This window comes from Cellulomonas shaoxiangyii (assembly GCF_004798685.1).
GTDB lineage: Bacteria > Actinomycetota > Actinomycetes > Actinomycetales > Cellulomonadaceae > Cellulomonas > Cellulomonas shaoxiangyii.
In genome coordinates this window covers 2,191,320-2,210,073 of sequence record NZ_CP039291.1, presented here as the reverse complement: position 1 = coordinate 2,210,073, position 18,754 = coordinate 2,191,320, and the positions used below count along the sequence as shown (strand labels likewise).

The window sequence follows — 18,754 nt, the reverse complement described above, 5'->3', positions numbered from 1 at the left end:
CACGCCGCCGCGCCCGCCGTGACGCCCGGCCGGCACCGCGCCGACGCCCCCGACGACGCGCTGCCGCTGCCGGCCGGCGCCGGGTCCGTCGCCGAGTGGACCGACCGCTACACCCACGCCGTGATGGACACGTTCGGCCCGCCGCAGCGCGTCCTCGTGCGCGGCGAGGGCCCGTACGTCTGGGACGCCGACGGTCGCCGCTACCTCGACCTGCTCGGTGGCATCGCGGTCAACTCGCTGGGGCACGCGCACCCCACGCTCACCGCCGCGGTCAGCGCGCAGCTGGGCACGCTGGGTCACGTCTCCAACTTCTTCGCGAGCCCGACCCAGATCGCGCTCGCCGAGCGGCTGCTCGCGCTCGCGGGCGCGCCGGGCGGCTCCCGCGTGTTCCTCACGAACTCCGGCACGGAGGCCAACGAGGCCGCGTTCAAGCTGCTGCGCCGCCACTCGGACGGCGCCCGCCCGCGCGTGCTCGCCCTCGAGGGCGGCTTCCACGGGCGGTCCATGGGTGCGCTGGCGCTCACGCACAAGCCCGCGTACCGCGCGCCGTTCGAGCCGCTGCCGGGTGGTGTGGAGTTCCTGCCGTTCGGCGACACCGAGGCGCTCGAGGCGGCGTTCGCCGAGGGGGGCGACCAGGTCGCCGGGCTCGTGGTCGAGCCGCTCCAGGGCGAGGCCGGCGTCCGTGCGCTGCCGCCCGGCTACCTGGCCCGCGCCCGCGAGCTGACGCGTGCGCACGGTGCGCTGCTGGTGCTGGACGAGGTCCAGTCGGGCATGGGCCGGACCGGCCGCTGGTTCGCGTACCAGCACCCGCACCTGGGTGGCGGCGTCGTGCCGGACGTCGTGACGGTCGCCAAGGGCCTCGGCGGCGGCTTCCCCGTGGGCGGCCTGATCGCCTTCGGGCCGGACGTGGCGTCGCTGCTCAGCCGCGGCCAGCACGGGACGACGTTCGGCGGGAACCCGGTCGCCGCGGCGGCGGCCCTGGCGACCATCGGCGTGATCGAGCGGGACGGTCTGCTCGCCCACGTCACGGCGCTGGGGGAGCGGCTGCGCGCGCGGCTGGCCGCGACCGGCAACCCCCTCGTGCGCGAGGTGCGGGGCGAGGGCCTCCTCATCGCGGTCGAGCTCGCGGCGCCCGTCGCGGTGCGGGTCGCGGCGGACGCGCTCGACGCCGGCATCGTCGTCAACCCGTGCACGCCCACGACGCTGCGGATCGCACCGCCGTACGTCCTCACCGACGAGCAGGCGCAGCCGTTCGTCGACTTCGTGGCAGCACTGCCCCCCGAGCCCGTCGAGGAGACCCCGTGACCCGGCACTTCCTGCGCGACGACGACCTGACCCCGCAGGAGCAGGCGGACGTCCTCGAGCTCGCGCTCGCGTTCCGCGCCGACCGGTTCCTGCGTACCCCGCTGTCCGGCCCGCGGGCGGTCGCCGTGATCTTCGACAAGCCGACGCTGCGCACGCAGGTCAGCTTCGTCACCGGCATCGCCGAGCTGGGGGGCTTCCCGCTCGCCGTCGACGGCACGCTCGCGCAGATCGGCGTCCGCGAGTCGATCGCGGACACGGCGCGCGTGCTGGGCCGGCAGGTCGCGGCCGTGGTGTGGCGGACCCACGCGCAGACGCGCCTGGACGAGATGGCGGCGGTCGCGGGCGTCCCGGTGGTGAACGCGCTCACGGACGAGTTCCACCCGTGCCAGGTGCTCGCGGACCTGACGACGATCGCGCAGCACCGCGGCGGCGTGGCGGGTCTGGCGGGCACGACGCTCGCGTACGTGGGCGACGGTGCGAACAACATGGCGCACTCGTACCTGCTGGGCGGTGCGACGGCCGGCCTGCACGTGCGCGTGGGCACCCCGGCCGACGCCCTGCCCGACCCCGAGGTCCTCGCCGCTGCCCGCGCCGTCGCGGCCCGCACCGGCGGCTCGGTCGCGGTGCTGCACGACCGCGACGAGGCCGTCGCGGGAGCCGACGTCGTCGCGACGGACACGTGGGTCTCGATGGGCCAGGAGGACGAGGCGGGGGAGCGCGCGGGCCGGTTCACGGCGTTCCGGCTCGACGGCGACGCGCTGGCGCTGGCCGCACCCGACGCGCTCGTCCTGCACTGCCTGCCCGCCTACCGCGGCAAGGAGATCACCGCCGACGTGCTCGACGGCCCGCAGTCGGTCGTGTGGGACGAGGCGGAGAACCGGCTGCACGCGCAGAAGGCGCTGCTGACGTTCCTGCTGGCGGAGCGGTGAGCACCCCCACGGGCGCCATCCCGTCGACGAAGGCGGCGCGGCACGCGCTCATCACGAGCCTGCTGTCCCGCGGCTCGGTGCACTCCCAGGGGGAGCTGGCCGAGCGGCTCGCGGACGAGGGCGTGCACGTCACGCAGGCGACGCTGTCCCGCGACCTCGTGGAGCTGCGCGCCGTGAAGATCCGCACGCCGTCGGGTGCGCTCGCGTACGCGGTGCCGCAGGAGGGCGGGGACCGGACCCCGGCCACCACGGGCACGGAGATGCTCGCCGCGCGCCTGGCGCGCCTGTGCGCGGAGCTGCTGGTCACGGCCGAGGCGTCGGGCAACCTCGTCGTCCTGCGGACCCCGCCGGGTGCGGCGCAGTTCCTGGCCTCCGCGATCGACCACTCGGTGCTGCCGCAGGTCATGGGCACCATCGCGGGCGACGACACGGTCCTGGTCATCGCGCGCGGGCCCGACGGCGGCGAGGCCGTCGCGGCGCGCTTCCTCGCGCTCGCGGGCGAGGGCTGAGACCGTTTATGCATATGTCCGCGGGGGCGTGTATGTTCATGCACGTTGACCTTGCCGAGAAGGAGAGAACCTGACATGACCGATCGCGTCGTCCTCGCGTACTCCGGGGGGCTGGACACCTCGGTGGGCATCGGCTGGATCGCCGAGGCCACCGGCGCCGAGGTGATCGCCGTCGCGGTCGACGTCGGCCAGGGCGGGGAGGACCTCGAGGTCATCCGCCGCCGTGCGCTCGACTGCGGCGCCGTCGAGGCGTACGTCGCCGACGCGCGCGACGAGTTCGCCACCGAGTACTGCATGCCGGCCCTCAAGGCCAACGGCCTGTACCTCGACCGCTACCCGCTGGTCTCGGCGCTCTCGCGCCCGGTCATCGTCAAGCACCTCGTCCGCGCGGCCCGCCAGTTCGGCGCGACGACCGTCGCCCACGGCTGCACCGGCAAGGGCAACGACCAGGTCCGCTTCGAGGTGGGCATCACCTCCCTCGCGCCCGACCTCAAGTGCCTCGCACCGGTCCGCGACCTCGCGCTGACGCGCGACAAGGCGATCGACTACGCCGAGAAGCACCAGCTGCCGATCGCGACGACGAAGCACAACCCGTTCTCGATCGACCAGAACGTGTGGGGCCGCGCGGTCGAGACGGGGTTCCTCGAGGACATCTGGAACGGCCCGACCAAGGACGTCTACACGTACACGGACGACCCGACGTTCCCGCCGGTCGCCGACGAGGTCGTCGTCACGTTCGCCGAGGGCGTCCCGGTGGCGCTCGACGGCGTGCCCGTCACGCCGCTGCAGGCCATCCAGGAGATGAACCGCCGCGCCGGTGCGCAGGGCGTCGGGCGCATCGACATCGTCGAGGACCGCCTCGTCGGCATCAAGTCGCGCGAGGTCTACGAGGCCCCGGGTGCCATCGCGCTCATCGCCGCGCACCAGGAGCTCGAGAACGTGACGATCGAGCGCGAGCAGGCGCGGTTCAAGCGGGGCGTCGAGCAGCGCTGGACCGAGCTGGTGTACGACGGCCAGTGGTTCAGCCCGCTCAAGCGCTCGCTCGACGTGTTCGTCGACGACACCCAGCGCTACGTGTCCGGCGACGTCCGGCTCGTCCTGCACGGCGGCCGCGCGACCGTCTCCGGCCGCCGCTCGGACACGAGCCTGTACGACTTCAACCTCGCGACGTACGACACGGGCGACACGTTCGACCAGTCCGCCGCGAAGGGCTTCATCGAGATCTACGGCCTGAGCTCGAAGCTGGCCGCGGCGCGCGACGTGAAGTTCGGCAACGCCCCCGACCTGGGGCACCAGGGCGGGATCGCGCGTGGCTGAGCAGGGCCCGGCAGCGGCAGCCGGCGGGGGCCCGATCGCGCTGTGGGGCGGGCGCTTCGCGTCCGGCCCCGCGGCGGCCCTCACCGAGCTGTCGCGCTCGACGCAGTTCGACTGGCGCCTGGCCGACGACGACATCACCGGGTCGGTCGCGCACGCGCACGTCCTGCACGCGGCGGGCCTCCTGACGGACGCCGAGGTCGCGGCCATGGAGGACGCCCTCGAGCGCCTGCGCACCGACGTGGCGTCCGGCGCCTTCGCGCCGACTCCCGACGACGAGGACGTGCACACCGCCCTCGAGCGCGGGCTGATCGAGCGTGCCGGCGCGGACCTCGGGGGCAAGCTCCGGGCCGGCCGCTCGCGCAACGACCAGATCGCGACGCTCGTGCGCATGTACCTGCGCCGGCAGGCGCGCGTGCTGTCCGGCATGGTGCTGGACGTCGTCGACGCGCTCGTCGCGCAGGCCGAGGCGGCCGGCGACGCGCCGGTCCCGGGACGCACGCACCTGCAGCACGCGCAGCCCGTGCTGCTCGCGCACCACCTGCTCGCCCACGCGTGGCCGCTGCTGCGCGACGTCGAGCGCTGGGCCGACTGGGACCGCCGCGCCGCGGTCTCCCCGTACGGGTCGGGCGCGCTGGCGGGCTCGTCGCTCGGCCTGGACCCGGCCGCGGTCGCCGCCGAGCTGGGCTTCGACGCACCGGTCGAGAACTCGATCGACGGCACCGCGGCGCGCGACGTGGTGGCGGAGTTCGCCTTCGTCGCGGCGATGGTCGCGGTCGACCTGTCGCGCCTGGCCGAGGAGGTCGTCCTCTGGTCGACGAAGGAGTTCGGCTTCGTGCGCCTGCACGACGCGTACTCGACCGGGTCGAGCATCATGCCGCAGAAGAAGAACCCCGACGTCGCCGAGCTGGCGCGTGGCAAGGCCGGCCGCCTGGTCGGCGACCTGACCGGCCTGCTGACGACGCTCAAGGGCCTGCCGCTCGCGTACAACCGCGACCTGCAGGAGGACAAGGAGCCGGTCTTCGACCAGGTCGACCAGCTCACGGTCCTGCTGCCCGCGTTCGCCGGGATGGTCGCGACGCTGACGTTCGACACCGCGCGCATGGCGGCGCTCGCGCCGCAGGGCTTCTCGCTCGCGACCGACGTCGCCGAGTGGCTCGTCCGCGAGGGCGTGCCGTTCCGCGTCGCGCACGAGGTCGCCGGCGAGTGCGTGCGCGCCTGCGAGCAGCACGAGCCACCGCTCGAGCTGTGGGACCTCACGGACGAGCAGCTGACCGCGATCTCGCCGCACCTGACGCCGGGCGTGCGGGCGGTGCTGTCCGTGGAGGGCTCCCTCGCGTCGCGGTCCGCCCACGGTGGCACGGCGCCGGTGCGCGTCCGCGAGCAGCTGGTCCGCGCGCGGGACGCGGCCGCCACGCTCCGCGCCTCCCGCGCCTCCTGATGGAGCTGCCGCCCGGGGCCTCGACGGGCCGGCGGCAGGACTGCGGGCCGCAGGGCGGACGGGACGCGTCGGGTGACGGCCCGCCGGGAGCGACGCGGGTCGCGGACCTGCTGGCGGTGCGCGTGCTGGCCGGCCCGCGCCGGCTCGGGCCCGTCCGCCTCGTCTGCGTCGACGGTCCCGCGGGCTCGGGCAAGACCACGGCGGCCGGCCGCCTCGCGGGGTGCCTGCACGACCGCGGCGTGCGTGCCGCCGTGCTCCACCTCGACGACCTGTACGCCGGCTGGCGTGGCCTCGAGGGCTCGCTGTGGGCGCGGCTGTCCGTCCAGGTGCTCGAGCAGCTGAGGCGCGGGCGGCCCGGGCGCTACGAGCGCTTCGACTGGGCGTCCGACCGCTTCGACGGCTGGGTGGACGTCCCCGTGCCGGACGTGCTCGTGCTCGAGGGCTGCGGGTCCGCGCCCCGAGCCGCGGACCCGCACGCGACGCTGCGCGTGTGGGTCGAGGCCCCGCGGGACCTGCGTCTGCGCCGCGGCCTCGAGCGCGACGGCGAGGCCGCCCGGGCGCACTGGCTCGCGTGGATGGCCGACGAGCAGGAGCACTTCGCGCGGGAGGGCACGCGCGGACGCGCCGACGTCCACCTCGACGCCTTTGGCATGATGACGCCGTGACCACCGTCGCGCCGGGGACCGGGCCGGGGGACGCACCGCCCCCGGGCGGCGTCCTCGGCCTCGGACCGGTGCCCGCGCGGACCTGGTTCGCACGCGACGTCCTGCAGGTCGCGCGCGACCTGCTCGGCGGGTACGTGACGACGCGTTCGCCCGAGGGCACCGTGACGGTGCGACTGACCGAGCTGGAGGCGTACGGCGGAGAGGACGACCCCGGGTCGCACGCGCACCGCGGCCGGACCGGGCGCAACGCGGCGATGTTCGCGGAGCCCGGGCGGCTGTACGTGTACCGCCACATGGGCCTGCACCACTGCGTCAACGTCGTGACGCAGCCCGCGGGTCGCGCGTCCGCCGTGCTGCTGCGCGCCGGTGAGGTGGTCGAGGGGGCCGACGTCGCCTGGGCACGCCGCGCGCGGTCCGGCGTCGTCGACAGCGCCCGGCAGCTCGCGCGCGGCCCGGCCCGGCTCGCCGTGTGCCTCGGCCTGGACCTGGCGGCCAACGGCTGCGACGTCACGGAGCCGAGCGGCCCCGTGGTCGTGCGCCGCCGCGACGCCGGCACGGTGCTGCCTGCCGTCGTGACCGGCCCGCGGGTCGGCGTGTCCGGCCCGGGCGGCGACGCCTCGGCGCACCCGTGGCGCCTGTGGCTGACGGGGGAGCGCACGGTGTCGGCGTACCGCCCGGCGTATCGGTCGCCGACGTCGCCAGACGCCCCGCGCGGGGCGACGACGTCGGCCTGAGACCGGTGCCCACGGCGCCACCACCACGGACCCTGCCGACCGCACGACCGGACCCCGGGCGCCTCGCGGCGCCCGCGAGGAGGAGACAGACGTGAGCAGCATCCTCGACGAGCTCGAGTGGCGTGGGCTCGTCGCCCAGACCACGGACCGCGACGCACTGGCGCAGGCCCTGGCCGACGGTCCCGTCACGTTCTACACGGGCTTCGACCCGACCGCACCGAGCCTGCACCACGGCCACCTCGTGCAGCTCGTCCTCATGCGCCACCTCCAGCTCGCGGGCCACCGCCCGCTCGCCCTGGTCGGCGGCGCCACGGGGCTCATCGGCGACCCCCGCATGTCGGGGGAGCGCGTGCTCAACACGCCCGAGACGGTGGCCGAGTGGGTCGGCCGGCTGCGCGCCCAGATCGAGCACTTCCTCGACTTCGAGGGCCCCGCCGCCGCCGTGATGGTGAACAACCTCGACTGGACCGGGGGCCTCTCGGCCATCGACTTCCTGCGCGACGTGGGCAAGCACTACCGCCTCGGCACGATGCTGGCCAAGGACACGGTGGCGCGCCGGCTCGCGAGCGACGAGGGCATCTCCTTCACCGAGTTCAGCTACCAGATCCTGCAGGGGCTGGACTACCGCGAGCTCTTCCGTCGCCACGGCTGCACGCTGCAGACCGGCGGCAACGACCAGTGGGGGAACCTGCTGTCCGGCGTGGACCTGATCCGCAAGACCGAGCGGACGGCGGTGCACGCGCTCACGACCCCGCTCATCACCAAGGCGGACGGCACCAAGTTCGGGAAGTCTGAGGGCGGGGCCGTGTGGCTCGCGCCCGACATGATGACGCCGTACGCCTTCTACCAGTTCTGGGTCAACACCGACGACGCCGACGTCGTGGGCTACCTCAAGGTGTTCACGTTCCGCACGCGCGACGAGATCGCCGCGCTCGAGGAGGCCGTGCGGGCACGGCCGGCCGCGCGCGAGGCGCAGCGCACGCTGGCGTACGACGTGACGGCCCTGGTCCACGGCACGGCCGCCGCCGACGCGGTCGTCGCGGCGAGCCAGGCGCTCTTCGGCCGGGGCGCGCTCGAGGACCTCGACGCGGGGACGTTCGCCGCCGCGGTGGCCGAGCTGCCGACGGCGCGCGGGACCGCGGGCGACGCGGTGGTCGACCTCATGGCGGCGACCGGGCTGGTGCCCAGCAAGGCGGCGGCGCGCCGTGCGGTCGCCGAGGGTGGTGCGTCCGTGAACAACGCACGGGTCGCCGACCCGGACGCGGTGCTCACCGCGGACCAGCTGCTGCACGGGCGGTGGGCGCTGCTGCGGCGCGGCAAGCGCACGCTCGCGGTCGTCGACGCCCAGGCCTGACCGGCGCACACCGCCCCGCTGCACCGGGCCCGGCCGGCCCGTGCAGCGGGCGGTGCCCGGCGCGGACGGCAACCCCTGCCCGCCGCGGACGGCCCCCGGCGGAGCGGTGCGTGGGTCGGCCGGGGAACGGGCAGGTCGGCCGCGGCACGCGCCCGGCCGTCGACGCACCCTGCCGGGGCGCGTCTCGAGCGGTGACCACGGTCACGGCCGACGCGGTTTGCGCCGGCCGCTCGGGCGGCGTAACGTACTCAAGGCCCGCCCAGCAGGGAGGAACGGACGCCGAGACGATCGGCGGACGGTCCCGCGGAGCAGGGCAACAACTCGCACGTACCTCCTCGGCGCTCGCTGCGTCGGGGTGTAAGGTGCGGGACCCGGCCCGAACGGCTGGCGGTCACCACGGTGGCCGGCAGCGGGAGGGTCACGACGGCGCAGAGCGTGGTCGGGACGACGAGGGGAAATGATCACCGATGGTGGTCGAAGAACTCCGAGAACTGAGCTACGGTTAACGCCGCGGCGGAATTGCGGAACTGCCACTCCGGTGGTCAGGGAAGCGGAAATGTTCCGCTACGATGGTGAACGAGCCTCCTGCGGGATGCCGAAAGGCTGATCGAGGATGAGCGTCTGTTCCTTGAGAACTCAACAGTGTGCCAAGTAGTCGATGCCATTTATTTGGTGTCGAGCCCAGATCTCGCATCCGCGCCCCTGTGGGTGGTGGTCTGGGGTAGAGACCAGTTTCGGCCCCATTGGTTTGGGGTTCTTTGTTGTGTCTGTTGCCTGCCGGGTTCGCCTGGTGGGTGGCTGTGTGACATTTACGGAGAGTTTGATTCTGGCTCAGGACGAACGCTGGCGGCGTGCTTAACACATGCAAGTCGAACGGTGAAGGTCAGCTTGCTGACCGGATCAGTGGCGAACGGGTGAGTAACACGTGAGCAACCTGCCCCCTACTCTGGGATAAGCCTTGGAAACGAGGTCTAATACCGGATACGAGGCGCCCGGGCATCTGGAGCGTCTGGAAAGATTTATCGGTGGGGGATGGGCTCGCGGCCTATCAGCTTGTTGGTGGGGTAATGGCCTACCAAGGCGACGACGGGTAGCCGGCCTGAGAGGGCGACCGGCCACACTGGGACTGAGACACGGCCCAGACTCCTACGGGAGGCAGCAGTGGGGAATATTGCACAATGGGCGCAAGCCTGATGCAGCGACGCCGCGTGAGGGATGACGGCCTTCGGGTTGTAAACCTCTTTCAGCAGGGAAGAAGCGCAAGTGACGGTACCTGCAGAAGAAGCGCCGGCTAACTACGTGCCAGCAGCCGCGGTAATACGTAGGGCGCAAGCGTTGTCCGGAATTATTGGGCGTAAAGAGCTCGTAGGCGGTTTGTCGCGTCTGCTGTGAAAACCTCAGGCTCAACCTGGGGCTTGCAGTGGGTACGGGCAGACTAGAGTGCGGTAGGGGTGACTGGAATTCCTGGTGTAGCGGTGGAATGCGCAGATATCAGGAGGAACACCGATGGCGAAGGCAGGTCACTGGGCCGCAACTGACGCTGAGGAGCGAAAGCATGGGGAGCGAACAGGATTAGATACCCTGGTAGTCCATGCCGTAAACGTTGGGCACTAGGTGTGGGGTCCATTCCACGGATTCCGTGCCGCAGCAAACGCATTAAGTGCCCCGCCTGGGGAGTACGGCCGCAAGGCTAAAACTCAAAGAAATTGACGGGGGCCCGCACAAGCGGCGGAGCATGCGGATTAATTCGATGCAACGCGAAGAACCTTACCAAGGCTTGACATGCACCGGAAACACTCAGAGATGGGTGCCCCGCAAGGTCGGTGCACAGGTGGTGCATGGTTGTCGTCAGCTCGTGTCGTGAGATGTTGGGTTAAGTCCCGCAACGAGCGCAACCCTCGTCCCATGTTGCCAGCGGGTTATGCCGGGGACTCATGGGAGACTGCCGGGGTCAACTCGGAGGAAGGTGGGGATGACGTCAAATCATCATGCCCCTTATGTCTTGGGCTTCACGCATGCTACAATGGCCGGTACAAAGGGCTGCGATACCGCGAGGTGGAGCGAATCCCAAAAAGCCGGTCTCAGTTCGGATTGGGGTCTGCAACTCGACCCCATGAAGTCGGAGTCGCTAGTAATCGCAGATCAGCAACGCTGCGGTGAATACGTTCCCGGGCCTTGTACACACCGCCCGTCAAGTCATGAAAGTCGGTAACACCCGAAGCCGGTGGCCCAACCTTTTGGGGGGAGCCGTCGAAGGTGGGACTGGCGATTAGGACTAAGTCGTAACAAGGTAGCCGTACCGGAAGGTGCGGCTGGATCACCTCCTTTCTAAGGAGCATCTGGCATCGGGGTCCGCCTGTCATGGGTGGGCGGTCGGTGTCCAGGCCCATGCCCTCACCGTTCGTGTGGGGGGTGGTGCTCACGGGTGGAACATCGACTACGGCCGGCCTGGAGGCTGGTGGGTGCCTAGTACGCCGCCTGGTGTTGCGTCTCGAGCTTGCTCGGGGTGTGCGCCGGGTGGGAGGGAACGGATGTCCTGCTGGTGGAAGGGTTGGCCTGGCACGCTGTTGGGTCCTGAGGGAACAGCCCGGTTCGGGGTGTTGCTTCGGGGTCGTGAAGGTCCCTGCTGCTTCTTGTCCGTCCACGTGTGTGGGTGGGATGGGAGGGGTGGGGGCTGGAGGGACCTTCGGGTCCGTCGGTGGGTGTGAACCTCTCCCGCGCTTGTTGAGCGTGGGGGTAGGCGTGCCCGGGTGCCGGCGGGGTCCGGTGGTTGCTTGAGAACTGCACAGTGGACGCGAGCATCTTTGAATGATCTTTTGTGGTCAAGTTTATAAGGGCACAGGGTGGATGCCTTGGCACCAGGAGCCGAAGAAGGACGTTGTAGCCTGCGATAAGCCTCGGGGAGTTGGCAAACGAACCGTGATCCGAGGATCTCCGAATGGGGAAACCCCGCCACAGTCATGTGTGGTGACCCGCACCTGAATATATAGGGTGTGTGGAGGGAACGCCGGGAAGTGAAACATCTCAGTACCGGCAGGAAGAGATATTCCGTGAGTAGTGGCGAGCGAAAGCGGATCAGGCCAAACCGTGCGTGTGTGATAGCCGGCAGGTGTTGCACGTACGGGGTTGTGGGACCCGTCAGTTGGTTCTGCCGAACTGACAGGGAGTCAGAAAGTCGCGTCATAGTCGAAGGGTCTTGAAAGGCCCGGCACAGAGGGTGTTACCCCCGTAGACGAAATGGCGTGGCCTCCCGATGGGGATCCCAAGTAGCTCCGGGCCCGAGAAACCCGGAGTGAATCTGCACAGACCACTGTGTAAGCCTAAATACTACCTGGTGACCGATAGCGGACAAGTACCGTGAGGGAAAGGTGAAAAGTACCCCGGGAGGGGAGTGAAATAGTACCTGAAACCGTGTGCCTACAATCCGTCGGAGCCTCCCTAGCAGGGGTGACGGCGTGCCTTTTGAAGAATGAGCCTGCGAGTTAGTGGTACGTGGCGAGGTTAACCCGTGTGGGGAAGCCGTAGCGAAAGCGAGTCCGAACAGGGCGTTTCAGTCGCGTGCTCTAGACCCGAAGCGAAGTGATCTAGCCATGGGCAGGGTGAAGCGCGGGTAAGACCGCGTGGAGGCCCGAACCCACCAGGGTTGAAAACCTGGGGGATGACCTGTGGTTAGGGGTGAAAGGCCAATCAAACTTCGTGATAGCTGGTTCTCCCCGAAATGCATTTAGGTGCAGCGTCACGCGTTTCTTGCCGGAGGTAGAGCTACTGGATAGCCGATGGGCCCCACCAGGTTACTGACGTTAGCCAAACTCCGAATGCCGGTAAGCCAGAGCGTGGCAGTGAGACTGCGGGGGATAAGCTCCGTAGTCGAGAGGGAAACAGCCCAGACCACCAGCTAAGGCCCCTAAGCGTGTGCTAAGTGGGAAAGGATGTGGAGTTGCACAGACAACCAGGAGGTTGGCTTAGAAGCAGCCACCCTTGAAAGAGTGCGTAATAGCTCACTGGTCAAGTGATTCCGCGCCGACAATGTAGCGGGGCTCAAGCACACCGCCGAAGCTGTGGCATTCACACTCGAGACAAGCCTTCGTGGTTCAGTCGTGTGGATGGGTAGGGGAGCGTCGTGTGGGCAGTGAAGCCGCGGGGGAACCCAGTGGTGGAGCCCACACGAGTGAGAATGCAGGCATGAGTAGCGAAAGACGGGTGAGAAACCCGTCCGCCGAATGACCAAGGGTTCCAGGGCCAGGCTAATCCGCCCTGGGTAAGTCGGGACCTAAGGCGAGGCCGACAGGCGTAGTCGATGGACAACGGGTTGATATTCCCGTACCGGCGAAGAACCGCCCATACCGAGTCCGGTGATGCTAACCGTCCGATGGTCCGCACCGTCCCTTCGGGGACATCGCGGGTCGGAGCACGGGACCCGAACCGGTAGTAGGTAAGCGTATTAACAGGGGTGACGCAGGAAGGTAGCCCAGCGTGGCGATGGTAGTCCACGTCCAAGGCCGTAGGGCGAGGTGTAGGCAAATCCGCACCTCATCAGCCTGAGAACCGACGGGTACCGCGTATGCGGGAAATGGGTGATCCTATGCTGCCAAGAAAAGCCTCGACGCGAGGTTCTAGCCGCCCGTACCCCAAACCGACTCAGGTGGTCAGGTAGAGAATACCAAGGCGATCGAGAGAATCGTGGTTAAGGAACTCGGCAAAATGCCCCCGTAACTTCGGGAGAAGGGGGGCCTCAAGCGTGTACCGGCTTGCCCGGGAAGCGTGGAGGGCCGCAGAGACCAGGGAGAAGCGACTGTTTACTAAAAACACAGGTCCGTGCGAAGTCGCAAGACGATGTATACGGACTGACGCCTGCCCGGTGCTGGAAGGTTAAGAGGACGGGTCAGCCGCAAGGCGAAGCTCAGAATTTAAGCCCCAGTAAACGGCGGTGGTAACTATAACCATCCTAAGGTAGCGAAATTCCTTGTCGGGTAAGTTCCGACCTGCACGAATGGCGTAACGACTTCTCCGCTGTCTCAACCGCGAACTCGGCGAAATTGCACTACGAGTAAAGATGCTCGTTACGCGCAGCAGGACGGAAAGACCCCGGGACCTTTACTATAGCTTGGTATTGGTGTTCGGTGCGGCTTGTGTAGGATAGGTGGGAGACTGTGAAGCCGGCACGCCAGTGTCGGTGGAGTCAACGTTGAAATACCACTCTGGTCGCTCTGGATATCTAACCTCGGTCCGTCATCCGGATCAGGGACAGTGCCTGGTGGGTAGTTTAACTGGGGCGGTTGCCTCCTAAAATGTAACGGAGGCGCTCAAAGGTTCCCTCAGCCTGGTTGGCAATCAGGTGGCGAGTGCAAGTGCACAAGGGAGCTTGACTGTGAGACTGACAGGTCGAGCAGGGACGAAAGTCGGAACTAGTGATCCGGCGGTGGCTTGTGGAAGCGCCGTCGCTCAACGGATAAAAGGTACCCCGGGGATAACAGGCTGATCTTGCCCAAGAGTCCATATCGACGGCATGGTTTGGCACCTCGATGTCGGCTCGTCGCATCCTGGGGCTGGAGTAGGTCCCAAGGGTTGGGCTGTTCGCCCATTAAAGCGGTACGCGAGCTGGGTTTAGAACGTCGTGAGACAGTTCGGTCCCTATCCGCTGCGCGCGCAGGAAACTTGAGAAGGGCTGTCCCTAGTACGAGAGGACCGGGACGGACGAACCTCTGGTGTGCCAGTTGTTCCGCCAGGAGCACGGCTGGTTGGCTACGTTCGGAAGGGATAACCGCTGAAAGCATCTAAGCGGGAAGCCTGCTTCAAGATGAGGTTTCCATGCCCTACGGGGTGAGAGGCTCCCAGCTAGACCACTGGGTAGATAGGCCGGATGTGGAAGGCAGGACGAAAGACTGCCGCAGCTGACCGGTACTAATAAGCCGACAACTTGACTAACACCATTCATTGCTACGCGTCCACTGTGCGGTTCCCGAGAAACCAACGGGCCCCCTCCCCACCTTCGTGTGCGGGAGGGCCTGCTCGTCATCTCGACGAAGTTACGGCGGTCATAGCGAAGGGGAAACGCCCGGTCCCATTCCGAACCCGGAAGCTAAGCCCTTCAGCGCCGATGGTACTGCACCCGCCAGGGTGTGGGAGAGTAGGACGCCGCCGGACAACCATTCCACGAAGGCCCACCCCACCAGGGGTGGGCCTTCGTGCGTTCCACGGCACTTTCCGCCATTCACGAGTCCACGTCGGCCCGCTCGGGCCCTCCTCGTGGATGTCGTGCGGCTCGCGCCGATCCCGCCCGATGCAGCACGAGCGAAGCGGCCCGACCGGCTGCGCGTGTGCCGGCGTGGTCGACGGCACATCCCCGACCGATCCGCCGTGACGTCTGTGACGGCGTGAACGCCTACCCGCGCAACGCGGTGATGAGACCATGGGCGTCGACGTACGACGAGGAGTACACACATGAACAGCGACGGCTCGGACGAGCGACGCCCCTACCAGCGCCGACAGGGCGACGACTCGACACGCCCCCGCACGAGCGGGGGCGGCCCGCGCGGCGGTGCGCCGCGCGGCGGATCCCGGTACGGCTCTGTGGGCCGCGACGACCGGGGTGCTCCGGCGGGCCGGGACCGTGGTGACGACCGGGGCCCGCGGTCCGGCTGGAGCGCCGACCGCAGCGCCGACCGCAGTGGTCGACCGAGCCGTGGCGACGACCGTGGGCGCCCGTCGGGTGGCGACGCGCGGACGACGCGGCCGGGTCGCAGCGACGACCGGAGCGCGCGCCCGCACGGCGGCGACGACCGTGGGCGTCCTGCGTGGGGTGGGGACCGCCGTGAGCAGTCGGGCCGTGGCGACGACCGTGGTGCGCGTCCTGCGTGGGGTGGGGACCGCCGTGAGCAGTCGGGCCGTGGCGACGACCGTGGTGCGCGTCCTGCGTGGGGTGGGGACCGCCGTGAGCAGTCGGGCCGTGGCGACGACCGGGGTGCGCGTCCGCGCACGTTCGGCGGCGCTCGCGATGCCCGCGCGGTCGGTGGCGCACGTCCCTCGGCGGAGCGCGGCGGCAGTGGTCCGCGCGACGACCGACGCGGCGGCGACTCGCGCCCCGGCGCCCCGCGTGTGGCGGGGTGGCGCGGTGCGCGCGACGAGCGCGGGGGCTCCCCGCAGCGTCCCTGGGCCGGCGGGTCGTCGAACGGCCCCGACCGTGACCGTGGAGCGCCGGGCGGCGCACGCAGCGGCGGGTTCTCGCGGCCCGCGGGTGCAGGCCGTCGGGACGATCGCCCGTCGGCGGCCGAGCGCGGCGGCGGCTGGCGTGACGACCGGGGCGAGCGTGACGCTCGGCCCCGCCGCGAGGACGGGCCCCGCTCCGGCACGTGGCGTCGTGACGACGCGGCACCGGTGCGCGGTGCGAGCTCCGGAGGGCGTGGGGACGCCCCGCGTTCCTCGGGTGGTGCGTGGAGCCGCCCCGATCGAGGCGACGAGGTCGGGCCGCGCCGTCCCTACGCTGCCGACCACCGACGTCCCGAGCGCTCGGGCGGCCCGTGGTCGGGCAGCGGGCGGCCGGCCGGCGGGCGTTCCGGCGACGGGCGCGGACGTGACGAGCAGCAGGGGAGCTCCCGCTTCGGTGACCGGCCGGCACGCCCGTGGTCCGAGGACCGCCGCGGTGGCGGGTCGCGGCCCGACGACCGGCGCGGTGCTGACGACCGGCGCGGCGCTGACGAGCGTCGGGGTGCCGGTCAGCGTGACGACCGCCGCTCCTTCGGCCCGTCGTCCGGCGGGCAGCGGCCGGCGGGCGACCGCCAGGGCGGTGCACGGTTCGAGGAGCGTGGCGGGTACACCCGTGGTGCTGACGACCGTCGTGGGGAGGGCGGCGCGCGTTTCGGCGACCGGCCGGCCCGCGAGCGGTTCGAGGACCGGCGGCCGACCGGCCGTTCGACGGACGAGCGCGGCGCCCGGCAGGGCGGTGGTGAGCGCTCCGGCGGGCGCCCCGGTGGTGCCGAGCATCCGGCGACCGGCCGGAGCCCCGAGCGGCCTGCCGACGGGGGCCGTCCGTGGGAGCGCCGCGAGGGCGAGCGGGCCGCGCCGCGTGGCGACGACCGCTCGGGTGGTCGTGCGTCCGCCGGGCCGCGAGCCCCGCGCCGCGGGGACGACGGCGGTCGCGCCGACGCCCGGGGGGCCGGTCCCGCCGGTCACCGCGGGCACGCCGGCGAGGATCGACCGCCTCGTGCGGCCGACCGGCACGACCCCGAGCGCGTGCGCGTGCCGGAGCCGGAGATCCCCGACGACGTGACCTTCTCGGACCTCGACCGCGACGCCCGCCGGCCGCTGCGCACCCTCAGCAAGGACAACGCCGAGCGCGTGGGACGGCACCTGGTGATGGTCGGGCGTCTGCTCGACGTCGACCCGGAGCGCGCCTACGAGCACGCGACTGCCGCGGTGCGGCGTGCCGGACGTGTGGACGTCGTGCGCGAGGCGGCGGGCATCGCGGCCTACAGCACCGGCCGCTACGCCGAGGCGCTCCGCGAGCTCCGTACCGTCCGCCGGCTCAACGGGTCCTCCGAGCACCTGGCCGTGATGGCCGACGCCGAGCGCGGGCTGGGGCGGCCCGAGCGTGCCATCGCCCTCGCGCAGGACCCCGAGGCGGAGGCGCTGCCGGCCCCGACGCGCGTGGAGCTGGCGATGGTCGTCAGCGGCGCACGGCTCGACATGGGCCAGCCGGAGGCGGCGGTCGCCGCCCTCTCCACGGACCTCGTCCGCAGTGCCGGCGGCGTGCTGGCCGTGCGCGTCGCGCAGGCGCGCGCCGCGGCCCTCGAGGCAGCCGGCCGGCACGCGGAGGCGGCGGCCGAGCTGGCTCCCTACTCCGAGCGTGAGCTGGAGGAGGCGGCCGGGGTCGTCGAGGTGGACGAGGAGGTGCTGGTCTACGACCTCGAGGACGACGCGGCGGAGGCCGAGGAGTCGGCCGACCGCGAGCACGCCGCGGACGCGGACGCCCACCACGGCACCGCGGACGACGTGCGGGACGACGAGGGTCGGGTCGGGGACGACGACGGCCAGGTCGGCGTGGACGAGGGCCAGGTGGGCGACGAGGACGACGAGGAGTCTGGCGACCCTGTGTCGGTCGACGACGGCGCCGTCCCGGACGGCGAGGGTGTGGTGCACGGGGCCCGCGGCCTGGCGCCGGAGCACGTGGCGCCTCAGGACGAGGCGCCGGAGGACGTGGCGTCGCAGGGTGAGGACACGTCCACGACGGACGCCCCCGTCGAGGACGCCACGACGGACGCCCCCGTCGAGGACGCCACGACGGACGCCCCCGTCGAGGACGCCGCGTCGGCGACGCAGGGCGCGGACGGCGAGGACGCACGGTGAGCGGAGCAGGTCTGCTCGCCTGCGACGAGCCGCTCGCCACGCGGTACGACCTGGCCCTCGTCGACCTCGACGGGGTCGCGTACCGCGGTCACGAGCCCATCGACGGGGCGGCCGAGGGCCTCGACGCCGCCCGCGCGGCGGGGATGCGGGTGGTCTTCGTCACGAACAACGCCTCTCGCGAGCCGGAGCAGGTGGCGGACCAGCTCGTCGGGCTCGGCATCCCGACGGCGCCGCACGAGGTGATGACCGCGGCGCAGGCGGCTGCCGAGCTGCTGGCGACGCGCGTGCCGCCGGGCTCGCCGGTGCTGGTGGTCGGCGGAGCCGGCCTGCTGACCGCGGTCCGCGCCAAGGGCTACGAGGTCGTCGGGTCGGCGGACGACGGTCCCGTCGCGGTGGTGCAGGGGTTCGCGCCCGAGCTCGGCTGGGCGCAGCTCGCGGAGGCGGCGTACGCCGTGCAGCGCGGCGCGTGGCACGTCGCGTCGAACCTCGACCTGAGCCTGCCCACGGCGCGCGGCTTCGCGCCCGGGAACGGGTCGCTGGTCGGGGCGGTGCGCGCGGCGACCGGTGTGGAGCCGGCCAGCGCCGGGAAGCCCTCGCCGACGATGTACCGGCTCGCTGTGGAGCGCGCCGGGGCGCGGGCCCCGCTCGTGGTCGGTGACCGGCTCGACACGGACCTCGCGGGTGCCCGCTCCGGGGACATCCCCGGGCTGCACGTGCTCACGGGTGTCAGCAGCGCCCGCGACGACGTCCTCGCCGTCCCGGGCGAGCGTCCGCACTTCATCGGTGCGGACCTGCTGTCGTTGCTCGAGCCGCACCCGGCGCCCGTCGCCGAGGGGGGCTGGTGGGCGTGCCGCGGCGCCGCGGCACGGGTCGTCGGCGGGGCCCTGGAGCTGCGCCCGCACGGCGGCACGGAAGGTCGGCTCGACCTCGTCCGCGCCGCGTGCGCCGCTGCGTGGGACGCGGCCGACCGCGGGACGCCCGTGGATGCGGCCGGCGTGCCGGAGCTCTGAGCGGGGGCGGCCGCGCGGTCGCGCCGACCGGCCCTTGTGGGTCGCGCCCGTCGTGGCGGCCGGTCGGCAGGTAGCGTGGTGGCGCCCGGCGCCCCTCGCGTGTCGGGCGCGTCGCGTCGGGTGCGTCGCGCCGGCCGGGCCCGTGGTGGCC

Annotated in this window: 10 protein-coding genes and 3 rRNA genes; all 13 read left to right on the top strand. The window is 71.1% G+C overall.

Annotated features, from left to right (window positions below; translation table 11 throughout):
- Window positions 1–18 precede the first annotated feature (18 nt).
- Window positions 19–1,305: an acetylornithine transaminase gene (locus E5225_RS10035; protein ID WP_135973759.1), complete on the top strand. Its 1,287-nt coding sequence runs from the start codon at window positions 19–21 to the stop codon at window positions 1,303–1,305.
- Window positions 1,302–2,234, top strand: coding sequence for an ornithine carbamoyltransferase (argF, locus tag E5225_RS10030; RefSeq protein ID WP_135973749.1), 933 nt, complete (start codon window positions 1,302–1,304; stop codon window positions 2,232–2,234). Before E5225_RS10035 ends, argF begins: the two co-directional genes overlap by 4 nt.
- Window positions 2,231–2,743: an arginine repressor gene (locus tag E5225_RS10025; protein WP_135973750.1), complete on the top strand. Its 513-nt coding sequence runs from the start codon at window positions 2,231–2,233 to the stop codon at window positions 2,741–2,743. Before argF ends, E5225_RS10025 begins: the two co-directional genes overlap by 4 nt.
- Window positions 2,744–2,818: 75 nt before the next feature.
- A complete protein-coding gene (locus E5225_RS10020; protein ID WP_135973751.1) occupies window positions 2,819–4,060 on the top strand; it encodes an argininosuccinate synthase in 1,242 nt (413 codons plus the stop codon).
- On the top strand, window positions 4,053–5,498 hold the full coding sequence (argH, locus tag E5225_RS10015) for an argininosuccinate lyase (RefSeq protein ID WP_135973752.1): 1,446 nt from the start codon (window positions 4,053–4,055) through the stop codon (window positions 5,496–5,498). Before E5225_RS10020 ends, argH begins: the two co-directional genes overlap by 8 nt.
- Window positions 5,498–6,163, top strand: coding sequence for a nucleoside/nucleotide kinase family protein (locus tag E5225_RS10010; RefSeq protein WP_243738257.1), 666 nt, complete (start codon window positions 5,498–5,500; stop codon window positions 6,161–6,163). Before argH ends, E5225_RS10010 begins: the two co-directional genes overlap by 1 nt.
- Window positions 6,160–6,897, top strand: coding sequence for a DNA-3-methyladenine glycosylase (locus E5225_RS10005; protein WP_135973753.1), 738 nt, complete (start codon window positions 6,160–6,162; stop codon window positions 6,895–6,897). The genes E5225_RS10010 and E5225_RS10005 overlap by 4 nt, the downstream gene beginning before the upstream one ends.
- Window positions 6,898–6,988: 91 nt before the next feature.
- The gene (gene tyrS, locus E5225_RS10000; protein ID WP_135973754.1) at window positions 6,989–8,251 is read left to right on the top strand and encodes a tyrosine--tRNA ligase; all 1,263 of its coding nucleotides are present in this window, start codon (window positions 6,989–6,991) and stop codon (window positions 8,249–8,251) included.
- An 808-nt stretch (window positions 8,252–9,059) separates the two neighbouring features.
- A 16S ribosomal RNA gene (locus tag E5225_RS09995) occupies window positions 9,060–10,579 on the top strand.
- Window positions 10,580–11,071: 492 nt separating this feature from the next.
- Window positions 11,072–14,176 (top strand): 23S ribosomal RNA (locus E5225_RS09990).
- A gap of 102 nt (window positions 14,177–14,278) precedes the next feature.
- A 5S ribosomal RNA gene (rrf, locus tag E5225_RS09985) occupies window positions 14,279–14,395 on the top strand.
- Together the 16S, 23S and 5S rRNA genes form the textbook arrangement of a ribosomal RNA operon.
- Window positions 14,396–16,480: 2,085 nt before the next feature.
- Window positions 16,481–17,593: a hypothetical protein gene (locus tag E5225_RS17935; protein WP_243738272.1), complete on the top strand. Its 1,113-nt coding sequence runs from the start codon at window positions 16,481–16,483 to the stop codon at window positions 17,591–17,593.
- Window positions 17,590–18,603: an HAD-IIA family hydrolase gene (locus tag E5225_RS09975; protein WP_135973836.1), complete on the top strand. Its 1,014-nt coding sequence runs from the start codon at window positions 17,590–17,592 to the stop codon at window positions 18,601–18,603. Before E5225_RS17935 ends, E5225_RS09975 begins: the two co-directional genes overlap by 4 nt.
- The last annotated feature ends 151 nt before the right edge of the window (window positions 18,604–18,754 follow it).

Bases quoted from the DNA above. Each gene is read 5' to 3' on its own strand.
- E5225_RS10010 (WP_243738257.1), top strand. From the start codon at position 5,498: ATGGAGCTGCCGCCCGGGGCCTCGACGGGCCGGCGGCAGGACTGCGGG.
- E5225_RS10020 (WP_135973751.1), top strand. From the start codon at position 2,819: ATGACCGATCGCGTCGTCCTCGCGTACTCCGGGGGGCTGGACACCTCG.